This is a genomic window from Rothia mucilaginosa, assembly GCF_019334805.1.
GTDB classification, from domain to species: Bacteria; Actinomycetota; Actinomycetes; order Actinomycetales; family Micrococcaceae; genus Rothia; species Rothia mucilaginosa_C.
In genome coordinates, this window is the sequence record NZ_CP079822.1 from 167,253 (window position 1) to 187,376 (window position 20,124).

11 protein-coding genes are annotated in these 20,124 nt (G+C 61.6%); 5 read left to right on the forward strand and 6 right to left on the reverse strand.

What is annotated here, in order from left to right:
- Positions 1–65: 65 nt before the first annotated feature.
- Together uvrC and LPB405_RS00680 are read right to left on the reverse strand one after the other, a co-directional pair.
- Positions 66–2,006: an excinuclease ABC subunit UvrC gene (gene uvrC, locus LPB405_RS00675; RefSeq protein ID WP_219101526.1), complete on the reverse strand. Its 1,941-nt coding sequence runs from the start codon at positions 2,004–2,006 to the stop codon at positions 66–68.
- A 190-nt stretch (positions 2,007–2,196) separates the two neighbouring features.
- Complete coding sequence (locus tag LPB405_RS00680) at positions 2,197–2,877, reverse strand: lysophospholipid acyltransferase family protein (protein WP_044150489.1); 681 nt, start codon at positions 2,875–2,877, stop codon at positions 2,197–2,199.
- 623 nt (positions 2,878–3,500) lie between these two features.
- On the opposite strand from LPB405_RS00680, the gene LPB405_RS00685 reads away from it, so the two are divergent.
- The 3 genes from LPB405_RS00685 to LPB405_RS00695 all read left to right on the forward strand — a co-directional run bounded on the left by LPB405_RS00685 (position 3,501) and on the right by LPB405_RS00695 (position 7,811).
- Positions 3,501–5,918, forward strand: coding sequence for a nitric-oxide reductase large subunit (locus LPB405_RS00685; RefSeq protein WP_219101528.1), 2,418 nt, complete (start codon positions 3,501–3,503; stop codon positions 5,916–5,918).
- Between the two features lie 2 nt (positions 5,919–5,920).
- Positions 5,921–6,751, forward strand: coding sequence for a transposase (locus LPB405_RS00690; protein ID WP_219101530.1), 831 nt, complete (start codon positions 5,921–5,923; stop codon positions 6,749–6,751).
- A gap of 286 nt (positions 6,752–7,037) precedes the next feature.
- Positions 7,038–7,811, forward strand: coding sequence for a slipin family protein (locus LPB405_RS00695; RefSeq protein ID WP_070691528.1), 774 nt, complete (start codon positions 7,038–7,040; stop codon positions 7,809–7,811).
- A 548-nt stretch (positions 7,812–8,359) separates the two neighbouring features.
- Here the strand turns inward: LPB405_RS00695 and LPB405_RS00700 are convergent.
- From LPB405_RS00700 to LPB405_RS00710, 3 genes are all read right to left on the reverse strand, one after another.
- Complete coding sequence (locus LPB405_RS00700) at positions 8,360–10,105, reverse strand: bifunctional hydroxymethylpyrimidine kinase/phosphomethylpyrimidine kinase (RefSeq protein ID WP_257604932.1); 1,746 nt, start codon at positions 10,103–10,105, stop codon at positions 8,360–8,362.
- Between the two features lie 406 nt (positions 10,106–10,511).
- Positions 10,512–12,260, reverse strand: a complete 1,749-nt coding sequence (locus LPB405_RS00705) for an ABC transporter ATP-binding protein (RefSeq protein WP_219101532.1) — start codon at positions 12,258–12,260, stop codon at positions 10,512–10,514.
- Position 12,261: 1 nt separating this feature from the next.
- On the reverse strand, positions 12,262–14,163 hold the full coding sequence (locus tag LPB405_RS00710) for an ABC transporter transmembrane domain-containing protein (RefSeq protein WP_219101534.1): 1,902 nt from the start codon (positions 14,161–14,163) through the stop codon (positions 12,262–12,264).
- 437 nt (positions 14,164–14,600) lie between these two features.
- On the opposite strand from LPB405_RS00710, the gene LPB405_RS00715 reads away from it, so the two are divergent.
- The gene (locus LPB405_RS00715) at positions 14,601–17,201 is read left to right on the forward strand and encodes a DEAD/DEAH box helicase (RefSeq protein WP_219101536.1); all 2,601 of its coding nucleotides are present in this window, start codon (positions 14,601–14,603) and stop codon (positions 17,199–17,201) included.
- An 81-nt stretch (positions 17,202–17,282) separates the two neighbouring features.
- Entirely contained in the window at positions 17,283–18,734 is a 1,452-nt protein-coding gene (locus LPB405_RS00720) for an alpha/beta fold hydrolase (RefSeq protein ID WP_219101537.1), read from the forward strand.
- Positions 18,735–18,878: 144 nt separating this feature from the next.
- Here the strand turns inward: LPB405_RS00720 and LPB405_RS00725 are convergent, their stop codons facing one another.
- Positions 18,879–20,084 (reverse strand): TerC family protein, encoded by a 1,206-nt coding sequence (locus tag LPB405_RS00725; protein WP_049341332.1) that lies wholly within the window; start codon positions 20,082–20,084, stop codon positions 18,879–18,881.
- Positions 20,085–20,124: the final 40 nt, after the last annotated feature.

Below are 20,124 nucleotides of genomic sequence, written 5' to 3' on the forward strand. Positions count from 1 at the left end.
CATTCATACCCCGGGCGGGCCTTCACTCAGCGCCAGCAGGCACTTAGGTCAGCGCCGCCAGAGGATTAGGTCAGCGCCGCCAGAATCTTCTGAGCCAACGCCGGACCAATACCCGGCACCGCCGTCAGCTCCTCGGCGCTCGCCTGCTTAATCTGAGCCACCGACCCGAAATGCTTAATCAGCGCGGAACGCTTCACCTCGCCCAAACCGGGCACCTCATCCAGGGCGGAGGCGACCATCGCCTTACCGCGCTTGGAACGGTGGAAGGTGATAGCGAAACGGTGCGCCTCATCGCGGATGCGCTGCACCAGGTACAGCGCCTGCGAGGTGCGCGGCAGCACGACCGGGTAGTCGTCGTCCGGTAGCCACAGTTCCTCCAGGCGCTTAGCGATGCCGGCAACGTACACATCCGTAATGCCCAAATCGCTCAACGCGGCGGAGGCGGCAGCCACCTGAGGCGGGCCGCCGTCCACGAGCACCAGGTTCGGCGGGTAGGCAAACTTCGCAGGCTCGGGCGTGGAGGCGCCAATCTCGCCGGAGTGCACGGGCGCAGCTTCGCGTTCCGCCTGCTGCGCCAGGTGCCTCTTGAAGCGGCGCGTGATGACGTCGTACATGCTGGCGGTATCATCACGCGCAGCGTCGCCGGTAATGCTGTAGGTGCGGTAGGCGTTCTTCGCGGGCATGCCGTCCTCAAAGACGACCATGGAGGCAACCACGTTCGTGCCCTGCACATGCGAAATGTCGTAGCACTCGATGCGCAGCAGCGGGTCGGGCAGTTCCAGCGCCTCCTGCAGCTCCACAAGGGAGGCGCTGCGCGTGGTCAAATCACCGGCACGGCGACTCTTGTGCAGGGTCAGCGACTGGCGCGCATTCTCGGCAACCGTCTTCATGAGTTCTGCCTTGTCGCCGCGCTGCGGGACGCTAATCTCCACGGGGCCGCCGCGCACCTCCGCCAGCCAGGACGCCAGCTGCTCCTTATTCTCGGGCTCCACCGGCACGAGCACGGAACGCGGAATATCGTAGCTGTTCAGGCTCTTCTCGGCGTCCTTCTGGGAGGCGAGGCTCGCCGCAATATCGCTGTACACCTGCGCGATGAGCTGCTCGATGAGCTGTGCGTCGGTGCTGTCGTTGACCTTCTCCACGATCCAGCCGCGCTGGCCGCGGATCCTGCCGCCGCGCACGAAGAACACCTGAACGGACGCCTCCAGGTCGTCCTCAGCGTAGGCGAACAGGTCAGCATCCACGGTCGCGCCGAGCACCACGGCGTTACGCTCAAACGCCTTAGTCAGCGCGGCAATATCGTCACGAAGAATCGCGGCGCGCTCAAAGTCCATATCAGCGGCGGCGGCCTTCATTTCTGCGGTCAACTGGGCGATATGCTTCTCAGCGCCACCACCCATAAACCGGGTCAGCCCGCGCGCCAACTCGCGATGCTCCTCGGCGCTAATCTTGCCCACGCACGGCGCCGCGCACTTATCGATATAGCCGAGCAGGCAGGGCCGGCCACTATTCTTCGCGCGGTTAAACACGCCGTTCGTGCAGGTACGCACCGGGAAGACGCGCAGCAGCGCATCCAGGGTTTCACGAATCGCCCACGCCTGCGAATACGGGCCAAAATAGCGCACGCCCTTACGGCGCTCGCCGCGAGTGACCATCGCGCGCGGGTACACGTCATTGACGGTAATCGCCAGGTACGGGTACGACTTATCGTCGCGGAACGCAATGTTGAAGCGCGGCGAAAACTCCTTAATCCAGGTGTATTCAAGCTGCAGCGATTCCATCTCGCTCGCCACCACGGTCCACTCCACGCTCGCCGCTGTATGCACCATCGCGTAGGTCTTCGGGCTCAGCGTCTGCGGGGACGCAAAATAGCTGTTGAGGCGGTTGCGCAGGTTCTTCGCCTTACCCACGTAGATGACGCGGCCGTCGGCATCGCGGAAACGGTAAACACCCGGGTCGGTGGGGATTTCGCCGGGGGCGGGGCGGTAGCTGGAAGGCTCTGCCATGGGTACTTTCTCCTCGCTCTACTGGGCTTTCTACTGGACTTTCTGCGGGGTTGCCGCTGCTGGGGCTACCGGGGGCATCCCAGGCTCGCGCATACGACAAACCGCGCATCCTACACCCATCTCCCCCATAACGCGGGGGTCGGTGCGTGAATGCGCGGTTTAAGTCTACGCGGTATAGGCGGCGAGTGCCCTAGCCTGCGTCACGTGCGGCTGAGGGCGAAACGTTGTACTCATGCTTTCGCGCCTGACCGGACAGCTGAGCAATCTCATCCATGATCGTGTCGGTGGTGACGCGGCGCTGCTTGCCGGTCATCTTCTCACCGGTCTTCTCAAAGTAAAGCGGCTTGCCCACACGAATCGTGAAGCGGCGCGGGTAAATCATGTTCGAGCCGGGCTTCTGCAGGCGGTCGGTGCCAATCAGACCAACCGGAACCACGGGCGCGCCGGTCATGTGCGCCAGCCACGCCACACCAATCTTGCCGCGGTACAGGTAGCCGTCGCGGGAGCGGGTGCCCTCGGGGTAAATGCCGAAGACCTTACCCTCCTGCAGCTTCTCCAGGGCAATATCGAGTGCCTTGAGCGATTCGGAACGGTCGGAGCGGTTCACGGGAATGATGTCCACGGCTTCGAAGAATGCCTTCATCATCTTGCCGCGCGGGCCGGGGGTGTTCACGTACTCAGCCTTGGCGAGGAACGCCACGCGGCGCGGCATCATGGCGGAAATAATGATGGAGTCCAGGAAGGACAGGTGGTTGGAGGCGACAATCACCGGGCCGGTGGCGGGGAAGTTTTCGAGTCCGGTCACGCGGGCGCGGAAGACGGTGCGCAGGATTCCGGTGACTGCTTTCTGGGTGGATTTGTAGAGAAGCACGTGAACTCTCCTGAGGTGCCGATAGATTGCGGGCTGTGGCGGCGGTCCGCCGTGGATGCGGGGTAAGTGGCCCCTTCTGAGGGTACACCGTGTGGGTGCACAGAATCTGTACTGAAAAAATTTGTACTGTGTTTAGTAGTACCGAGTTTTATTATTCCACACCCGAGTGTAGGAACGTGAGGGGTGCCGCATTCCCCTTCCACATGCTGGGATGCGCCTCCCACCAATAATTTCGGCAAGATTTCCGGTAGAAGCTCAAGTAGAAGCCCGAGTAGGAACCCGAGTAAGAGTCCTGATTGAGGGAGCCTGCATAGCTTCCGCCCTATGTTCCCCCGTTGCAGGCTGGTAAGTAGTCACGGAAGCTAAGGATTCAACCTCAACGTAACATTCGAACTTTTTTGCCTTGTAACTGTGGCTTTTATGCCTGAATACGCCTGTCATATTGTGACGATACGTCAGCAAAGTTTCGTAAATACGCATTTAATATGCAAAAATGAGAGCAGGGTGGGCTGTCGCACCTCCCTCAAGGACGATTCACCCTGAACATAGTGAGCCGCCCCTCCAGCGGATGTGCGTCGGAACCACTCCACCTACACAATCCACGCACACTGGAGACATACACTATGGCTACAAAACCCGTCTCGCGTGCGCAGGCAGCAAAGATTGCCCGCCGCTCAGACACGGTCGGTGCCTATGCCGGAAAAGGCTGGGTACAGGCTGTTGCGTTTGTGATGCTCCTGGGCTTCACCATTATGGCAGTCCTTGCAATGCGCACCTACGCACTCTCCATGCCGCTCCCCGATAAAATCGTCGGCAACGACGGCAAAACTATCGCAACCCAAGAACAGATCCTGCACGGTCAGGAACTGTTCCAGGGACGCGGCCTGCAGCAGTACGGATCCGTGCTCGGTCACGGTGCCTACCTCGGCCCCGACTACACTGCAGAATACCTGCGCCTGACCACCGATGCTGCCGTCAAGGAGTACCGTGAACAGGGCAAGCAGGACCCCCGCGAACTCGTCAAGAACGAGTGGCGCAAGGAGAACAAGTACGACGAGCAGACTAAGACCATCACCTGGTCCGCTGGTGAGACCAAGGGCTACCAGCTCATGCTCAAGCACTACCGTGAAACCCTCATGAAGGGTGACACCTCGCAGGGCCTGTTCCCCGACGCCATTAAGAACGACGAAGAACTGCACGACCTCGTCGCATTCTTCGGCTGGACCGCATGGGCATCGGCGGCAGACCGCCCCGACCAGCCCTACTCCTACACCAACAACTGGCCTTCCGAACCCAACGTGGACAACAAGCCCACCGCGGATCTGATGGTCTGGTCGGCACTCTCCCTGATTGCCCTCATCGGTGGTACCGGTCTGATGTTCGCCATCTACGGCCGCTGGTCCCGCGCTATCGGCTGGCACGCGGAAGAGGCACCCGTCCTCGACTTCCGTCAGCCCGACGAAGTTCGCCTGACCCCCTCGCAGAAGGCAGCCTGCCTGCTCTTCGCAACGATCCTGGTGCTGTTCCTGCTGCAGGCTCTGGTGGGTGCACTCACCGAGCACTACCGTGAAGAACTCACCGGCTTCTTCGGTATCGACATGGGCCAGCTGTTGCCCTACACGGTATCTCGAACCTGGCACCTTCAGCTCTCCCTCTTCTGGACCGCAGGCGCGTTCCTGGCGGGCGGTATCTTCATCGCCCCGCTGATTACCCGCCGCGAACCCAAGAAGCAGGGCCTGCTTACCTACGTTCTCATCGGCGCCGTGGTCTTCGTGGTCCTCGGCTCGCTGCTGAACGAATGGTTCTCTCAGAAGGGCCTCATCCCCAAGGAACTCACCGGCTTCTTCTCGCAGCAGTGGGAGTTCCTGGACCTGCCGCGATTCTTCCAGATCCTGCTCACCGCGGGTATGTTCATCTGGATCGTCATCGTCTGGCGTACCCTCTCCGCTCGTCTGAAGGGCTCGAAGAAGACCTCCCTGCCGTGGCTGTTCCTCTTCTCCGGCCTCGCCATCCCCATGTTCTACGCGGTCGGCCTGCTCGCAGGTCAGCGTACCCACGTGACCGTCGCCGAATTCTGGCGATTCTGGGTGGTTCACCTCTGGGTGGAGGACTTCCTCGAACTGTTCACCACCGTGATGGTGGCGTACATCTTCGTGCTGCTCGGCGTGGTCCGCGAGCGCATCGCAATCTCCATCATCATGATGGACGCTGTGCTCTACTCCGCCGGTGGTGTGATCGGTACTCTGCACCACACCTACTTCGTCGGTACCCCCTCCGAGCAGATGGCATTCGGTGCGTTCTTCTCGGCTGCTGAGGTTATCCCGCTGACCTTCCTGACCGTTGAGGCGTGGGGCTTCATGCAGCTGGGTGCCCGCCAGTACTCCAACCGCACCAAGCCTTTCCCGCACCGTTGGGCTGTTATGTTCCTGATTGCTGTGGGCTTCTGGAACTTCCTCGGCGCAGGTGTGTTCGGCTTCCTGATTAACCTGCCGATCGTGTCCTACTTCGAGATTGGTACCGCGCTGACCGCAAACCACGCACACGCATCCATGATGGGTGTGTACGGTATGCTAGCGATCGCGTTCGCGGTATTTGGTCTGCGCTACCTGATCCCTGAGGACAAGTGGCCTGAGAAGGGTCTGAAGTTCTCCTTCTGGACCCTGAACATTGGTCTGCTGTGGATGTCCTTCATCTCGCTGCTGCCGCTGGGTATTGCTCAGCTGTACAAGTCCGTGGGTGAAGGCTACTACGAGGCTCGTTCCTTCGCGTTCATTCACGACGGTGCTTCCGCCGTGATGGGTTGGATGCGTATGCCCGGTGACGTGATTTTCCTGGTCGGCATTATCCCGCTGATTAAGCTGGCGCTGCTGGGTATCAAGGAGATCTTCTCCAAGAACGCTAAGGAAACCGTCCTGGAGCTGCCCGAACCGCCGCTGTACGAGGTGGTTGAGGACGCTCGCATCGCAGAGTTCGCCGGCGCTAAGGCTGCCGAGGAGCTGCCCGAGCAGACCAGCCCCTACCGTAGCGATCGTCGAGGCTAACCATGCCTGAGCAGATTGCTGGAGTTTCTTTCCTCGTGTGGCTGGCCTGCGTGTACGCGTTCGGCCTGGTCGCCGTGGGTTGGGGCTTCGATATTCTCGCCAAGCGCACCAGCCAGCGCATGGTGGCGGCGCGAACCTTCGGGTTCACCTACCACGAAGAGAGCGACGCGTGGCTCTGCCCCGAAGACCAGTGGCTGTGGGCGACCGCATTCGACTCGGATAACCGAGTGATGCGTTACCGCGCCAAGCCCAGCGTGTGCAACACCTGCCCGATTAAGGACAGCTGCACCGTCTCAGCGAACGGCCGCGAGCTCACCCGTGAAGTGGACGAATGGCCCTACTCCGAGTCGGGTCGTTTCCACCGCGGGCTGGCGGTTGCTGTCTCGTTGCTGGGTGTGGTCATCCTGATTGGTGCCGCCATCGTCTGGCACTCCCCGCTGGAGCTTCTGGTGGAGGGTGCCGCCGCGGTGGTCTGCCTGTCGCTGACCTACCCGCTGGCTGTGAAGCTCATGCGTTCCCCCGCGAACTTCGAGAACGATCCGAAGCATATTCACGCATCCACCGCTGACGAATCGGTGAACGTGAAGATGGACCGTTTCGCGGCGAAGTGGGGTGGCGTGTCGAATGAGCGTAAGCGCCGTACCGAGCAGACCCGCAAGCAGATGATTGCGGATGCAACCCTGCCGGTTCGTACCTCTGCCCTCGACCCGGACCGCCCCGCATGGAGCGGTACCGGCACCTCGGTTCCGCGTCTGCATAAGACCACGAACGAGGTATTGCAACAGCAGAACCTTGCTGATGCTCAGGCCGCTGAGGAAATGGCGAAGAAGTAGCGCTGCATAGGTTTTTCCGTTCCGGCGGCTGACCGGCTGGCTGGTCCCGTCTGTTAGCTTCGGCGGCTACCCCGTGTGGATTTCTCTTTTGAGTTTTCCATGCGGGGTACCGCTAAAGCACCGACCGCCGCGATGTACGCCGGGACGGGAAATTCCCCTCCCAAACTCCCCACACAGCCCGGTACCGGGCAACACCCACTACCTACACCCCTACTACCTGAACCGTACGAGGCGCGGGCAGGTGGGCACACATACCGTCCTCCCCCAATACTTGTGAAGGAAAACCATGGATCCCGTCACTTTGGCAACTATCCTCATCCCAGTTGCCGTCATTGTTCTTTTTATTCTGATTCGTATGTTCCGCGTCATCCCCGAATACGAGCGTGGCATCTCTTTCCGCTTCGGTCACCTGCGCTCGGAACTGAAGCCCGGCCTGAACATCGTCTTCCCCCTCGTCGACTCCCTGCAGCGCGTTGATATGCGTGTCATCACCCTGACCATTCCCCCGCAGGAAGTCATCACCAAGGACAACGTCCCTGCCCGCGTGAACGCCGTGGTCCTCTTCCGCGTGACCAACGCCAAGAACGCCGTGCTTGAGGTTGAAAACTACCCGATTGCCACCAGCCAGATTGCGCAGACCACCCTGCGTTCCCTGCTCGGTCGCGTTGACCTGGACACCCTGCTCGCACACCGCGAGGACCTGAACGAGGACCTGCGTTCCATCATCGGTTCGCGCACCGAGCCGTGGGGTATTCAGGTGGAGCTCGTCGAAATTAAGGACGTTGAGATTCCCGAGGCTATGCAGCGCGCCATGGCTCGCGAGGCTGAGGCTGAGCGTGAGCGCCGCGCAAAGATCATTTCGGCACGCGGTGAGCTGGAGGCTTCGAGCGAGCTGAAGGAAGCGTCCGACATTCTGAGCCAGTCCCCCGCCTCCCTGCAGCTGCGTTACCTGCAGACCCTGCTGGAGCTGGGTGCCGACCAGAACTCGACCGTGGTCTTCCCGCTGCCCATGGACGTGATTGGCCCGCTCATGGGTGCGCTCAAGGGCGAGAGCAAGTAGGCTACTCCCCTTCCCTGATGTACTAGCCTGAAGTACCCGCCGCGGCGGCTGACCCGCAGCGGTGAACATAGAAATATCCCGTGCAGATGAGAGTATCTGCACGGGATATTTCTATGCGGGATTCATACGCAAAACGCTTTCAAGCCGAATGCTTTCAAACGGAGCCCCCAGAAGAAAACCCGGGAGGAAAACCCGGGAAGGAAGGCGTTTGGCCCGCCGCGGGGGTTGGATGAGGTGGTTGCGACGGGCCAAACTTTCCTAGGTCGGCTACACACCGTAGAGGTGCGGGCGCGGCAGGTACATCAGCCAGTTGGGTGAGGGGCCGGAATCCTACCGCAAACGGTTTTCACCGACGCCTTAAGCATAACCGGCACACACCCCGAACCGGCGGCAGTCTGAGTGAAGCATCAATCACCCATCTCACGCCATGCCGGGGCGGTATTCAGCCCAGAATCGGCACCTAAAGCACCGGTACCTCAAGCACCGGCGAGCTGGCTACAGCGCAACCCCTAGCGCGGCGCCCGTCAGCTAGCGCAGCGCCCAGCAAACTAACGCAATGCTCGGTGCGCCTGGTCAAAGAACTCACGCTCGTACACGCACGCCGACAGGTACGCCCGCGCCGCACGCACACGCTGAGCCGGTGAAGCCGCCTCAAACGCACGCTCCACCTCCGCGAGGCTACGCGCCACCTCCGCGGCGAACTCTTCGCCACCGTACAGGCTCAACCACTCCGCGTACGGGTGGTCCGCGTGATTCTGTGAGGAGAGCACAGCGCCCACTTCTTCGTACAGCCAGTAGCAGGGCAGGATTGCCGCGGCACCGACCACGTAATCATCACCGGCGGCGGAGGCACGCAGGAAATTCGTGTACCCCATCGTAATCGGCGAGGGCCCACCCAGACGCGCACGGTTCGCCAGCCAGCCCTCGTGCAGCTGCGATTCGGCGGCAATCGCCTCGTGCGCACCGGCCGCCCAGTGCACCTGTGCCGCAGCGGTATCAGCACGCGCCGAGAGAGTCGCGAGCGCACGCGAATAGTCGCGCAGGTAGAGGGCATCCTGGTCCAGGTAGAAGGAGAACAGGTCCTCGTCGAGGGTGCCGTCACCGAGGGCACGCACGAAGGGCAGGTCCAGGATCTGGTGCCAGGTTTCGCCACCGGCTGCCCAGAGGGCGGCGGTCCACGGACCGGCAGGCTTAACGACGGCTTCACCGGCGGGCACGGGGCTGACCGGCAGCAGACGCTCCGGGCTGGTGCCGTCAAGAGCATTGCCCTCAGAGTCGGTGGTGGCGAGCAGGTGATGCCACGGGTACGCGGAGGCGGCAGCTTCCAGACGGCGGGCACGGGCGGCGTGGTCCACCGGGCCGTGGCCCTCACCGGAGCCCACCTGCAACCCGGCGCCTGCGGCGATGGATTCGTGGAGCCAGCGGGTGCTCCACTGCAGGGCGCGGTGGGTGTCTTCGCTGGTCAGAGCATTCTTCTCGCCCTCAGAAGATTCTGCGGCTTCGGTATGCTGGAGCAGTTCCACGCCCAGGCGGGTTGCCAGCGAGGAGGACAGGGAGCATCCGGTGCCGTGCGTATTGCGGCTGTCCAGGCGCGGGGTGCGCACGTGGGCGCAGGTGCCGTCCGGGAAGACCGCGGTGTTACCGGCGTCCTGACCGCACAGGTGGCCGCCCTTCACAATCACGGTGGTTCCGGTCGCCGCCGCAAGGTTTGCCGCCTGCTCATGCGCCTCATCAAAGGTCTGGGCGGGCTCCTTCTGGCAGAGCACGGCAAGCTCCGGAATGTTCGGGGTAATCACATCCACGAGCGGCACGAGGTCGCGCAGCGCCTGCTCCGCTTCCGCCTGTAGCAGCCGGTCACCGCTAGAAGCAATCATGACCGGGTCGAGCACGACCACGGGCACGGGATGCTCACTCAGCCAGGTGCGGACAGTACGAATCGTATCTGCGTCACCGAGCATACCGATTTTTACGGCGTCAACCGTGACGTCATCAAAAACGGCGGCAAGCTGCGCGGTCAAAAATTCCAGAGGCGGGGTGAATACTTCACGCACTCCGCAGGTGTTCTGGGCGACCAGTGAGGTGGTCACGCACATGCCGTAACCGCCGGATGCAGTAATGGATTTGAGGTCCGCCTGAATACCCGCACCGCCGGAGGGGTCGGTTCCCGCAATGGACAGGACCCTCGGCACCCTAGAGGTCCCAGGTACCCCGGGAGTTCCGGAAGCGCTCGCGCCGGGTGCAGGGTTAGAGGGGTTGGTGGGTGCGCACGCGGGCGCGGTAGGCTGCTCTGCCATGATCGATAATCCCTTCGCTAGTTCGAACTAGAGCAGGTTCAATGGGTGATTCTCTCAGCCTTGAGTGTTCTGACGCCGTTTCGTGCGCCCACTGTGCCGTATGCCCCGTATACCCTTCATTGGGCGGGGTGGGCTGGTGTTGGGCGGGTTGCGGGCGTCTCAAGGCACCCCATATCGCTCTGCCAGGTTATCACAACGATTCTCAGGAGCTGAAAGTTTTGCGGGGGCCCAGCGAATCTCTCCGAAATTTTCGTTTGAGCATTGCGTTGCTGCACCCCCACTCCGGCTCAGGTTTTTCAGCGCAGGTTTCAGCGTACATCCCACCCAGAACTCGCCCATTAAAGAGCAGTGCCCGGCACCGCTTCACACGGTACCGGGCACTATCAACCGGGCTTATCCTCCGGGCTTAGGTCAGGGCGAAAATCTCTGCCGGTGAACCCTCCGCAATGATCCTACCCTCGTGCAGCAGGACCGCACGGTCAGCCAGGGAGGCGATACGCGCATCGTGCGAGATAATCAGCACCGCACGGTTCGCCAGCACGGCGCTCAGGGACTCGGTTGCGTCCGCGAGTTCCAGCTGGGTGGTGGACTCGTCCAGAATCACGGCGTGCGGGTCAGCCAGCACAATACGTGCCAGTGCCAGCTGCTGAATCTGGTCGCGGGTCAGAGGCGAATCTGCGCCGCTGACGACGGTGTCCATGCCCTGCGGCAGGTCACGCCACCAGCGGGCACCGACAGCGTCCAGTGCCTCGCCCATCTGCTCGACGGTTGCATCCGGCACGACCACCGTAAAGTTATCGGCGAGAGTACCGAAGAAGACGTGTGCTTCCTGGGTGCAGACCAGCAGGCGCGGGCGGCCGTCGGCGGCGGCATCGGTCGGGAAGTCGCCGTGACCCACCGGGCGACCCATCACGCTGATGGTGCCGTCCAGGGCGGTCAGCGAACCACCAATCAGACGCGCCAGGGTGGTCTTACCCGAGCCGGAGCGGCCCACCAGGGCGAGCGCCTCGCCGCGGCGAATCTTCAGGTTGATGCCTTCCAGAACGAGAGCGTCCGGCGAGTAGCCGTAGGATATGTCGGTGCAGTCAATGGCGTACTCCGGGTTCTTCACGGCTTCATCAGACACGGCGGCGAAGGCTTCGGCGCGGTGCTGTGCACGCGTCTCACGCTGCTTCTTCGCCAGGGAAACCACACCAAACACGCGGCCCATGTTCACGAGCATGATGCGCAGGCTGCTGACGTGGTGGTTCAGCATGTCGGCGAGGATTCGCAGGCTGAATACCATGACCGAGGCGGTTGCCACGGCGCCCCAGCTTGCCCAGCCGAGAGCCACGCAGGCGGCGCCCCAGAGCATGCACAGAACCGTGGGGATCCAGGCGTTGATAGCATCCACGGTGAAGTACAGCTGGCGGATGCGCACCATGCCCAGCTGTGCGGCGAACTGGCGCTTGTTCTCACCGGCGAAGGCGTCTTCGCGGGCGGCGTGAACACCCAGCTCACGGATCGTGGAGGTGCCGCGAATGTTCTCAGTCAGCACGCTGTTGAGGTCACTCACGCGCTCCTGGGCGGTCTGGTTGCGTGCCGCCATGAGCGGCAGCATCTTCGACATGATGAGGGCAAGACCGGCAATCATGGGCAGCATAATCAGACCCATTGCGGGGCTCACAAACGCCAGGGAGATTGTGGAAATCAGGAAGTACAGCAGCACGTAGATTGCGCCGAGCAGGTCCTCGCTGACGGACTTGGCTGCCGAGGAGAGGTCGTCGGTCACGCGGGTCAGCAGGTCGCCACTACCGGCTTCTTCCACGGTGCGTGCGTCCAGGTCGAGGGTGCCGTCGAGGGTGTCCTGGTTGGCGTCACGGGTGACGAGCGCACCCAGTCGCGCCGCACTGTACGAGGAGACCATGAGGGTCACTGCCTGCACGATGAACGCCGCCAGGATAATCAGAATCGGCTGCCACGGGTAGCTGGAGAACTTGCCCGCCACCACGTCGTCCACGGTGGCACCAATCTGCAGGGGCACCACCGCACCCATGAGGGTGCTGACCATGTAGATGACGAAGGTGTAGAGGGCGCGTCCCTTATGCGCCGCGAGGTAGTTCCACATGCGGTGTGCCACGTAGGCGGGGGTTTCGATGGGGAGCTGCTTTGCCATGCTAGTTCACCTCCTGATTCTGAGTAGTTGAGGGAGTTCCCGAGTCGGCGGCCGGGTAGCCGTCGCGTTCCATGCGGCGGGTCGTCTCCGCGGTCGTGGAGACAACGTAGACCTGCTCCAAATCCTGCAGCAGGCCGGGGTAGCCGACGGGCAGGCGGTCGCTACCGATCTGGGTTTCCATCGCATCGTAGATGTAGCGCTGGCTGGGTTCGTCCACAGAGTTCAGCGGCTCGGTCAGGATGAGCACCTGCGCATCCTGCGCGAGTGCGCGGGCGAGTGCCAGTCGCTGACGCTGACCACCGGAGAGGTTCGCGCCTTCGCTGGTGATGCGGGCGGCGAAGTAGTCTTCGGGGTTGCGTCCGCCCAGACGGTAGGCGATTTCGCGGGAGTCGGTAATCTTCAGCAGCTCTTGGTCCTTTGCCTGTGCCAGCTCCTCGTCGGGGTTCGGCACGGTGCCCAGGCGCAGGTGCTCCTGCAGGGTTCCCGCGAAAATCATGGGGTTCGGTTCGCTCAGTAGCACGCGGCGGCCGGAGGCGTCCTTGAGGTCCTCTCCCCCACGTCGCAGGGTGCGGGCGAGTGCCTCGGCGTAGTCCTGCGCGGTGAGGTTGTAGTCGCGCGGGTTGACGTACACGATGCGCGGGTTGCTGGCACCGGCGGGGGCGACGGGTACGGGCATCTCAAGGGTGCTCGCCTCAACTGCCTGTTCGGCGCGTGCCAGCTGCGCCATTTCTTCGTCGGTGCGCGGGCTCTTCAGCACGCCCTGGCGTACGCCCGCGTGACCTTCGAGTCGGGCGACCTTGGCGAGCGCAATCTTGGCGTATCGCCATGAGGTGAGGAAGTTCTGAGTAATCCAGATGGGGCCACCCATCATCGCGATAATGGAGGCGACGGTCACCAGGGACGCGGCGGGCGTGTCGGATACCCAGCGGCCGTTTTCGACGTGGCCGGTGAGGGCGAAGCCGATGCCGAGCAGGGTCACGACACCGCCGAGCAGCGCGCGGATGAGGTACATCCAGCGGTGCGTCTTTTCGTAGCGCATGTAGCTGTCGAAGACTTCGTCGGTGGCTCGGTGGTAGCGTTCACGCATCTGCTCTTCCGCGCCGAGGCCGGCGATGGTGCGCAGACCGGTGGCGATGTCGGAGGCGCGTGAGGAGGCTTCACCGTCCTTTTCGCGGTATTCGCCGATTTTGGATTCGAGGAAGGTCGAGTACCAGGCGATAACGCTAACCACGATAATCGTGCCGATGAGGGTCACGATCGCTGTGACGGGGTTGATGAGCCAGAGCTGCACGGCACCGAGGGTCGCGACGATCATGGCGTTGACGAATAGCGGCAGTGAGAAGTAGACGTCCGTAATGCGGCGTACGTCTTTGTTCATGACGGTGACCGCTTCGCCGGAGTCTACGCCAGCGCGGGTGCGTCCCATGAGTCGGTTGATGTAGATGCGCCAGTCGCGGCCGAGTTCCGCACTGAGGGTCATGGAGGTACCCCAGCCGAAGAACTCGTTAATCACGATGAAGGTGATAGCGGCGACGACGACCCAGAACATGGGCCAGGCGTCGTGGGCTTTGCCAGCGATGTGCTGGTTGATGAATTGACCCACCATGACGGGGATCATGATTGCGCCGATGCCTGCGGTGGTTTCACCCGCGATGGGGATTGCCCAGCGGTGCCAGGGGTATTTGTGTCCGGGCGCGGTGACTCGCAGGGCGAGGCGCTTCTTGAGGGCTTCTTCTTCAGCCTTGCGCTGTTCGCTACCGGTTACTTCCTGTGCAGCTTTTTTCTGCGCAGTTTTCTTCTGAGCGGCTTTTTCCTGCGTGGTTTTGTTATGCATGGATTCTTCATGCGTAGCTTCTTCACGCGCAGCGTTTTCTTGCGCCTTGTCAGCGTTGTATTCAGTCATTCAACGTCTCTCCTTTCTCTTACCCTATTCCTTTATCAATGTGGCACGCAACACTATGAGTGCATTAGTGGGGCGTGTCGTTATTTTGTGCAACGTATCTGGGGCGTGTATCAACCGCGCAATATAAGCCGGCATCAATCGGCGGACTTGAACCTACGCGGTCATTTATTCGGCGCGGTAATTCATGCGACCTGGCGCCCTGTGGTGTGTAGCCCTACAATATAGAGCCCTGTGCGTTCAACCTTCTGAACGCAGACTTTCTGAGTGCAGGGTTGTGCATCGCTGCACCTAACCTGCACCTAAAGCGCTTTGTTCTACCCTACCTGAACTTTGCGGTTTCCCGCATTAGAGCACGCGCCTTCGCGCCCCTGCCGAGTTGTTCCCTCGTAACGATAACGCCCCCGCGCCCGCCCTATTCCCGATAGACTGGAATTCTCATGAGTATTTTGAATTTTCTTTCTCCCTCGCTGGGCGAGAACCCCGGCGACTACAATCGACGCGATTTCAAGGTCAACCCCCTCACCGCCGAAGAAATCTATGAGGCGTTCACCGAGTGGATTTCGACCCGCGGTATGACCCTGTACCCCGCCCAGGACGAGGCCGTTCTGAGCATTGCCGCCGGACATAACGTGGTGCTGGCAACCCCGACCGGTTCGGGCAAGTCCACCGTGGCTGTTGCCGCGCATTTTACGGGCCTGGCGACCGGCCAGCGTTCCTACTACACCGCCCCCATTAAGGCGCTGGTATCTGAGAAGTTCTTTGACCTGATCAATATTTTTGGTGCCGAGAACGTGGGCATGATTACCGGCGACTCCGCCATTAATACGGAGGCGCCCATTATCTGCTGCACCGCGGAGATTCTCGCCAATATTGCCCTGCGCGAGGGTAAGGACGCGGACCTCTGCCAGGTCATCATGGACGAGTTCCACTTCTACTCTGACCCGCAGCGCGGCTGGGCGTGGCAGCTTCCCCTGCTGGAGCTTCCGCAGGCGCAGTTCCTGCTGATGAGCGCGACCCTGGGCGATACGACTCGCTTCCAGGAGGAGATGACGGCGCTGACCGGTCGCGAGAGTGACCTGGTGGCGCATTCTGAGCGTCCTATTCCGCTGCACTTCTACTACTCCACCACCCCGGTTCAGGAGACGGTGCAGGAGCTCGTGCAGACCAAGCAGACTCCGGTCTACATTGTGCATTTCTCGCAGAAGGCGGCGCTGGAGCAGGCGAATGCGCTGCTGTCGGTGGCTATTGCTTCGAAGGAAGATAAGGAACGCATTGCCGAGCTGATTGCTAAGTTCCGTTTCGGTCCGGGTTTCGGTAAGGCGCTGAATAAGCTGGTGCGTGCCGGTATCGGTATTCACCACGCGGGTATGCTGCCCAAGTACCGCCGCCTCGTGGAGCAGCTGGCTCAGGAGGGTCTGCTCAAGGTGATTTGCGGTACCGACACCCTGGGTGTGGGTATTAACGTGCCGATTCGTACCGTGCTGATTACGGCGCTGTCGAAGTTTGATGGTGCCCGTAGCCGCCGTCTGCGTGCCCGCGAGTTCCACCAGATTGCTGGACGCGCCGGCCGCGCCGGTTTTGATACCGCCGGCACCGTGGTGGTTCAGGCACCCGAGCACGATATTGAGAATGCTCGCCTGTTGGCTAAGGCTCAGGCGAAGTTCGGTGACGACACCAAGCGCATTAACCAGTCGCTGTCCTCCAAGCGTAAGAAGGCGCCGGAAGGCTTCGTTGGCTGGTCCGAGAAGACCTTCGACCAGCTGGTAGAGGCCGCCCCGGAGCCGCTGACCTCCTCCTTCGACATCACCCACTCGATGCTGCTGAACCTGATGCACCGCCCGGAGAACCCGGTCATTGCTGCGTACCGCATCATCCAGGAGAACCACGAGTCGCCTGCGCGCCGCCGCGAGCTGCTGCGCAAGGCAATTGGCATCTACAAGGAGCTGCTGACCGGCGGCGTGATTGAGCGAACCAACACCCCGGACGAGCACGGCTCCTACCTGCGCCTGACCGAGGACCTGCAGGATAACTTTGCCCTGAACCAGCCGCTGTCCGCTTTTGCGGTCGCCGCGCTGGAATTGCTCGACCCCGAATCCCCCAGCTACGCGCTGGACGCGCTCTCCCTCATTGAGGCGACCCTGGATTCGCCGAACCAGGTGCTGTACGCACAGGAACGCAAGGCGAAGAACGAACTGTCGGCACAGCTGAAGGCGGACGGTGTGGACTACACCGAACGCATGAACGAGCTGGACAAGGTCACCTACCCGCAGCCCCTGGCGGAGCTCATTGATCAGGCGTACACGACCTACAAGCAGTCGGCCCCGTGGGTTGCACGTTTTGAGCCGCGCCCCAAGTCGATTGTGCGTGACATGTACGAACGCGCGATGGGCTTCAACGACTTCGTGCAGTACTACTCGCTCGAACGCGCCGAGGGTGTGCTTCTGCGTTACCTCTCTGACGCGTACAAGGCACTGCGCCACACCATCCCCGATTCTGCCGTGACCGACGAGCTCGACGACATCATCGAGTGGCTCGGCGAGCTCGTGCGCCAGACCGACTCCTCCCTGGTGGACGAGTGGGAGAAGCTGGCTGCCGGCGAAGACACCGCGACCATTGCGGCAGAGCACGCCTCCATCGAGGAGGAAGAGCCTCCCGCCGTGACGAAGAACCTGCGCGCCTTCCGCGTGATGGTGCGCAACGCCCTCTTCCGCCGTGTGGAGCTCTTCGCTGAGGAGCGTGACCGTGCCCTGGGCGCGATGGACGAATGGTGCGGCTGGGATGCCGACCGCTGGGCGGACGCCATGGACGACTACTTCGACACCTACGATGACATCTACACGGACGCCGACGCGCGCTCGCCTCGCCTGGTCAGCATGGATGAGGACACCACCGCGCATCCGGGCGTGTGGAAGGTTCAGCAGAGCTTCGCCGACCCCGAAGACAACTTTGACTTCGGTATTCGTGCCGAGGTTGATTTGGCGGCCTCCGATGAGGCTGGCTACCCGGTGCTGAAGATCCTGAGCGTGGGCGAGTTCTAAGGCTCCAATTGAGACTCCGCCCGAGGCTCTGCCCAGATGTTGCCCGTAGTGGGCTAGAATACAGAGTATCTATCTATTTGAATGAAAGAAGGTTCACCGTTGACCGTTTCTTCGCTTCCCAAGGTTGAGTACCGCAAGGGTTCGGTCGTCAAGCACGACGGCTACGAGATTACCGACCACTGGTTCCAGGTTCCCCTGACCCACGGTCTGATTTTCTCCAAGGGCAAGGATGCCGCTCTCTCCTCCCGTTTCGCGGACCAGACCATCACCGTGTTCGCCCGCGAGGTTGTGAGCACCAACGAGACTCTGACCGTTTCGGCTGATAAGCGTCCTTACATTGTGTACCTGCAGGGCGGCCCCGGTTTCGGTTCGCCGAAGACCGGCTCCATTGGCGGCTGGATTGCTGAGCTGGCGAAGACTCACCGCGTGGTTCTTCTGGATCAGCGCGGTACCGGCATGTCTTCCCCGCTGTCTGCTCGCAACATCACCGCTGTGGGTGACCCGCAGGTTCAGGCTGAGTACACTGAGCTGTTCCGTGCGGACTCCATCATCGCTGACGCGGAGGCTGTCCGCGAGGTGCTGCTGGCTGACCGTGCCGACAAGCGCTGGTCCACCATTGGCCAGTCCTTCGGTGGCTTCCTGACCCTGTCCTACCTGTCGTTCGCACCGCAGTCGCTGCGTGACTGCCGCATCACCGCAGGTCTGGCACCGATTCGTACCTCCGTGGACAACGTCTACCAGCACACCTTCGACCGCATGAAGGAACGTGTTGAGGAGTACTACAGCTGGTTCCCCGAGGACGCCGAGCTGGCAACCCGCATTGCTGAGCACCTGCGCACCCACAAGGAGTACCTGCCCACCGGTGAGCGTCTGACCGATCACCGCTTCCAGATGGCTGGTCACTTCCTGGGTGGCCGCTGGCGCGAGCGCGGTCTGCACTACTTCCTGGAGACCGCTTTCGCTGAGGGTAACGACCACCTCTCCGATCAGTTCCTGACCGCTATGGGTGCCGAGGTGACCTTCCAGGCGAACCCGCTGTACGCCCTGATGCACGAGACCATTTACGCTGACGGCCCCGCTGACGGCGTTCTGCCCGGCATCCCCGGCTACGAACTGTCCCCCTCCCCCGCGCCGACCAACTGGTCTGCTGCTCGCGTGGCGGCTTCCCGCCCCGAGTTCGCACCGGATGCGGACCGTCTGCTCTTCACCGGCGAGCACATCTTCCCCTGGTACTACGAGGAGGATCCCTCGCTGCGTCCGCTGGCTGAGGTTGCTAACCTGCTGGCTGAGAAGAAGGACTGGGGTCGCCTGTACGACCACGCACAGCTGCACAAGAACGAGGTTCCCGTGGTGGCTGCGGCGTACAACCCGGACGTGTACGTGGACTTTGAGCACTCCATGGAGACCGCTCGCTGGGTTGGTAACACTCAGGTGTGGACCTCGAAGACCCACCACCACGATGGTTTCGGTTCTGACCCGCTGACCATTCTGGGTCACCTGAAGAACATGCTGGCTGAGGTTCACAACCAGTAATTCTTCGCCGGGTAGTCATTCTGCCCCGGGTTTATCCCCGAATATATTTTGATATAGCTAAAGCCCCTCACCCCGGTTGATCCGGTGTGAGGGGCTTTCGTGTGAGCGCTTAGCCTGGTGAGGCTGCACGCTCAGTAGCTCAAACTACTTCGAGGAGGAAGCGTGCGCATCCTGTGCGGTGCGGGCACGCATCACGAGGGCGTGGTATTCGTCTTCCTTCTCGATCAGCTCGTCACGCAGCTTGGCGGGAATGGCGTTGAGCTTCTCGGTTTCCTTCTGCCAGCGGGCGGTGATGTCCGCACGCTCGGCGGCGGGTGCATCCTCGGGCAGTGCCAGGTACTTCTCGGAGAGCGCCTGAACACGCTGAATGGTCTGCAGCGCGCGGCCCTTGGGGCTGAGCAGCGAGGCAAGCACGGTAATGATCAGGACGCCCACGATGACCATCAGCGACATTTCGGTGCTGATTTCGACCACGTGCACGGGCTCGCCGTGGTTGATGAACGGCAGGTTATTCTCGTGCATTGCGTGCAGGATGAGCTTCACACCAATGAACGCGAGGATGGTCGCCAGGCCGTAGGAGAGGTAGACGAGGCGGTCCAGCAGGCCGTCAATAAGGAAGTACAGCTGGCGCAGACCCATGAGGGAGAACGCGGTCGCGGTGAACACAATGTAGACGGACTGGGTGAGGCCGAAGATCGCGGGGATCGAGTCGAGCGCGAAGAGCAGGTCGGAACCAGCGATAGCGACCATGACGAGCATCATGGGGGTCATGACGCGCTTGCCGTTTTCGATGGTGAAGAGCTTGTCACCGTCGAAGTGGTCGCTGGTCTTCAGGTACTTCTTGGCGAGGCGGACCATGATGTTGTCGGCTTCGTCATCGCCGTCACCTTCGGTGATTTCGTCCTTGAGCAGGTTACCTGCGGTCATGAGCAGGACCAGGCCGAAGATGTAGAACACCCAAGCGAAGGAGTTGATGATCGCTGCGCCGGCGAAGATGAAGGAGCCGCGCGCCAGGATCGCGAAGACAATACCGAAGAGCAGAACCTTCTGCTGATTCTCACGGGCGACACGGAAGGTGCCCATAATAATCATGAAAACGAAGAGGTTATCGACCGAGAGAGCTTCTTCGGTGATGTAGCCTGCATAGAATTCGGTGGCAGCGGAGGGGCCGTTCGTCACGAAAATATACAGACCGAACAGCATCGCGATGCCGATGTAAATACTCGACCAGATGGCCGCTTCCTTGACGGAAGGTTCGTGCGCCTTACGAACGTGGAACACGAAGTCGAAGGCCAACAGACCCGCGATGATGAGAATAGTAACCAACCATTGCAACCCGGTAACTTCCATGGGGAGCCTTTCTTGTGGTGTGCGTACAGGACCACAAGTC

Excerpts from the sequence above, each read along its gene's own strand:
- uvrC (WP_219101526.1), bottom strand. The coding sequence starts at position 2,006 with ATGGCAGAGCCTTCCAGCTACCGCCCCGCCCCCGGCGAAATCCCCACC.
- LPB405_RS00685 (WP_219101528.1), top strand. The coding sequence starts at position 3,501 with ATGGCTACAAAACCCGTCTCGCGTGCGCAGGCAGCAAAGATTGCCCGC.
- LPB405_RS00690 (WP_219101530.1), top strand. The coding sequence starts at position 5,921 with ATGCCTGAGCAGATTGCTGGAGTTTCTTTCCTCGTGTGGCTGGCCTGC.
- LPB405_RS00695 (WP_070691528.1), top strand. The coding sequence starts at position 7,038 with ATGGATCCCGTCACTTTGGCAACTATCCTCATCCCAGTTGCCGTCATT.
- LPB405_RS00700 (WP_257604932.1), bottom strand. The coding sequence starts at position 10,105 with ATGGCAGAGCAGCCTACCGCGCCCGCGTGCGCACCCACCAACCCCTCT.
- LPB405_RS00705 (WP_219101532.1), bottom strand. The coding sequence starts at position 12,260 with ATGGCAAAGCAGCTCCCCATCGAAACCCCCGCCTACGTGGCACACCGC.
- LPB405_RS00710 (WP_219101534.1), bottom strand. The coding sequence starts at position 14,163 with ATGACTGAATACAACGCTGACAAGGCGCAAGAAAACGCTGCGCGTGAA.
- LPB405_RS00715 (WP_219101536.1), top strand. The coding sequence starts at position 14,601 with ATGAGTATTTTGAATTTTCTTTCTCCCTCGCTGGGCGAGAACCCCGGC.
- LPB405_RS00720 (WP_219101537.1), top strand. The coding sequence starts at position 17,283 with ATGAAAGAAGGTTCACCGTTGACCGTTTCTTCGCTTCCCAAGGTTGAG.
- LPB405_RS00725 (WP_049341332.1), bottom strand. The coding sequence starts at position 20,084 with ATGGAAGTTACCGGGTTGCAATGGTTGGTTACTATTCTCATCATCGCG.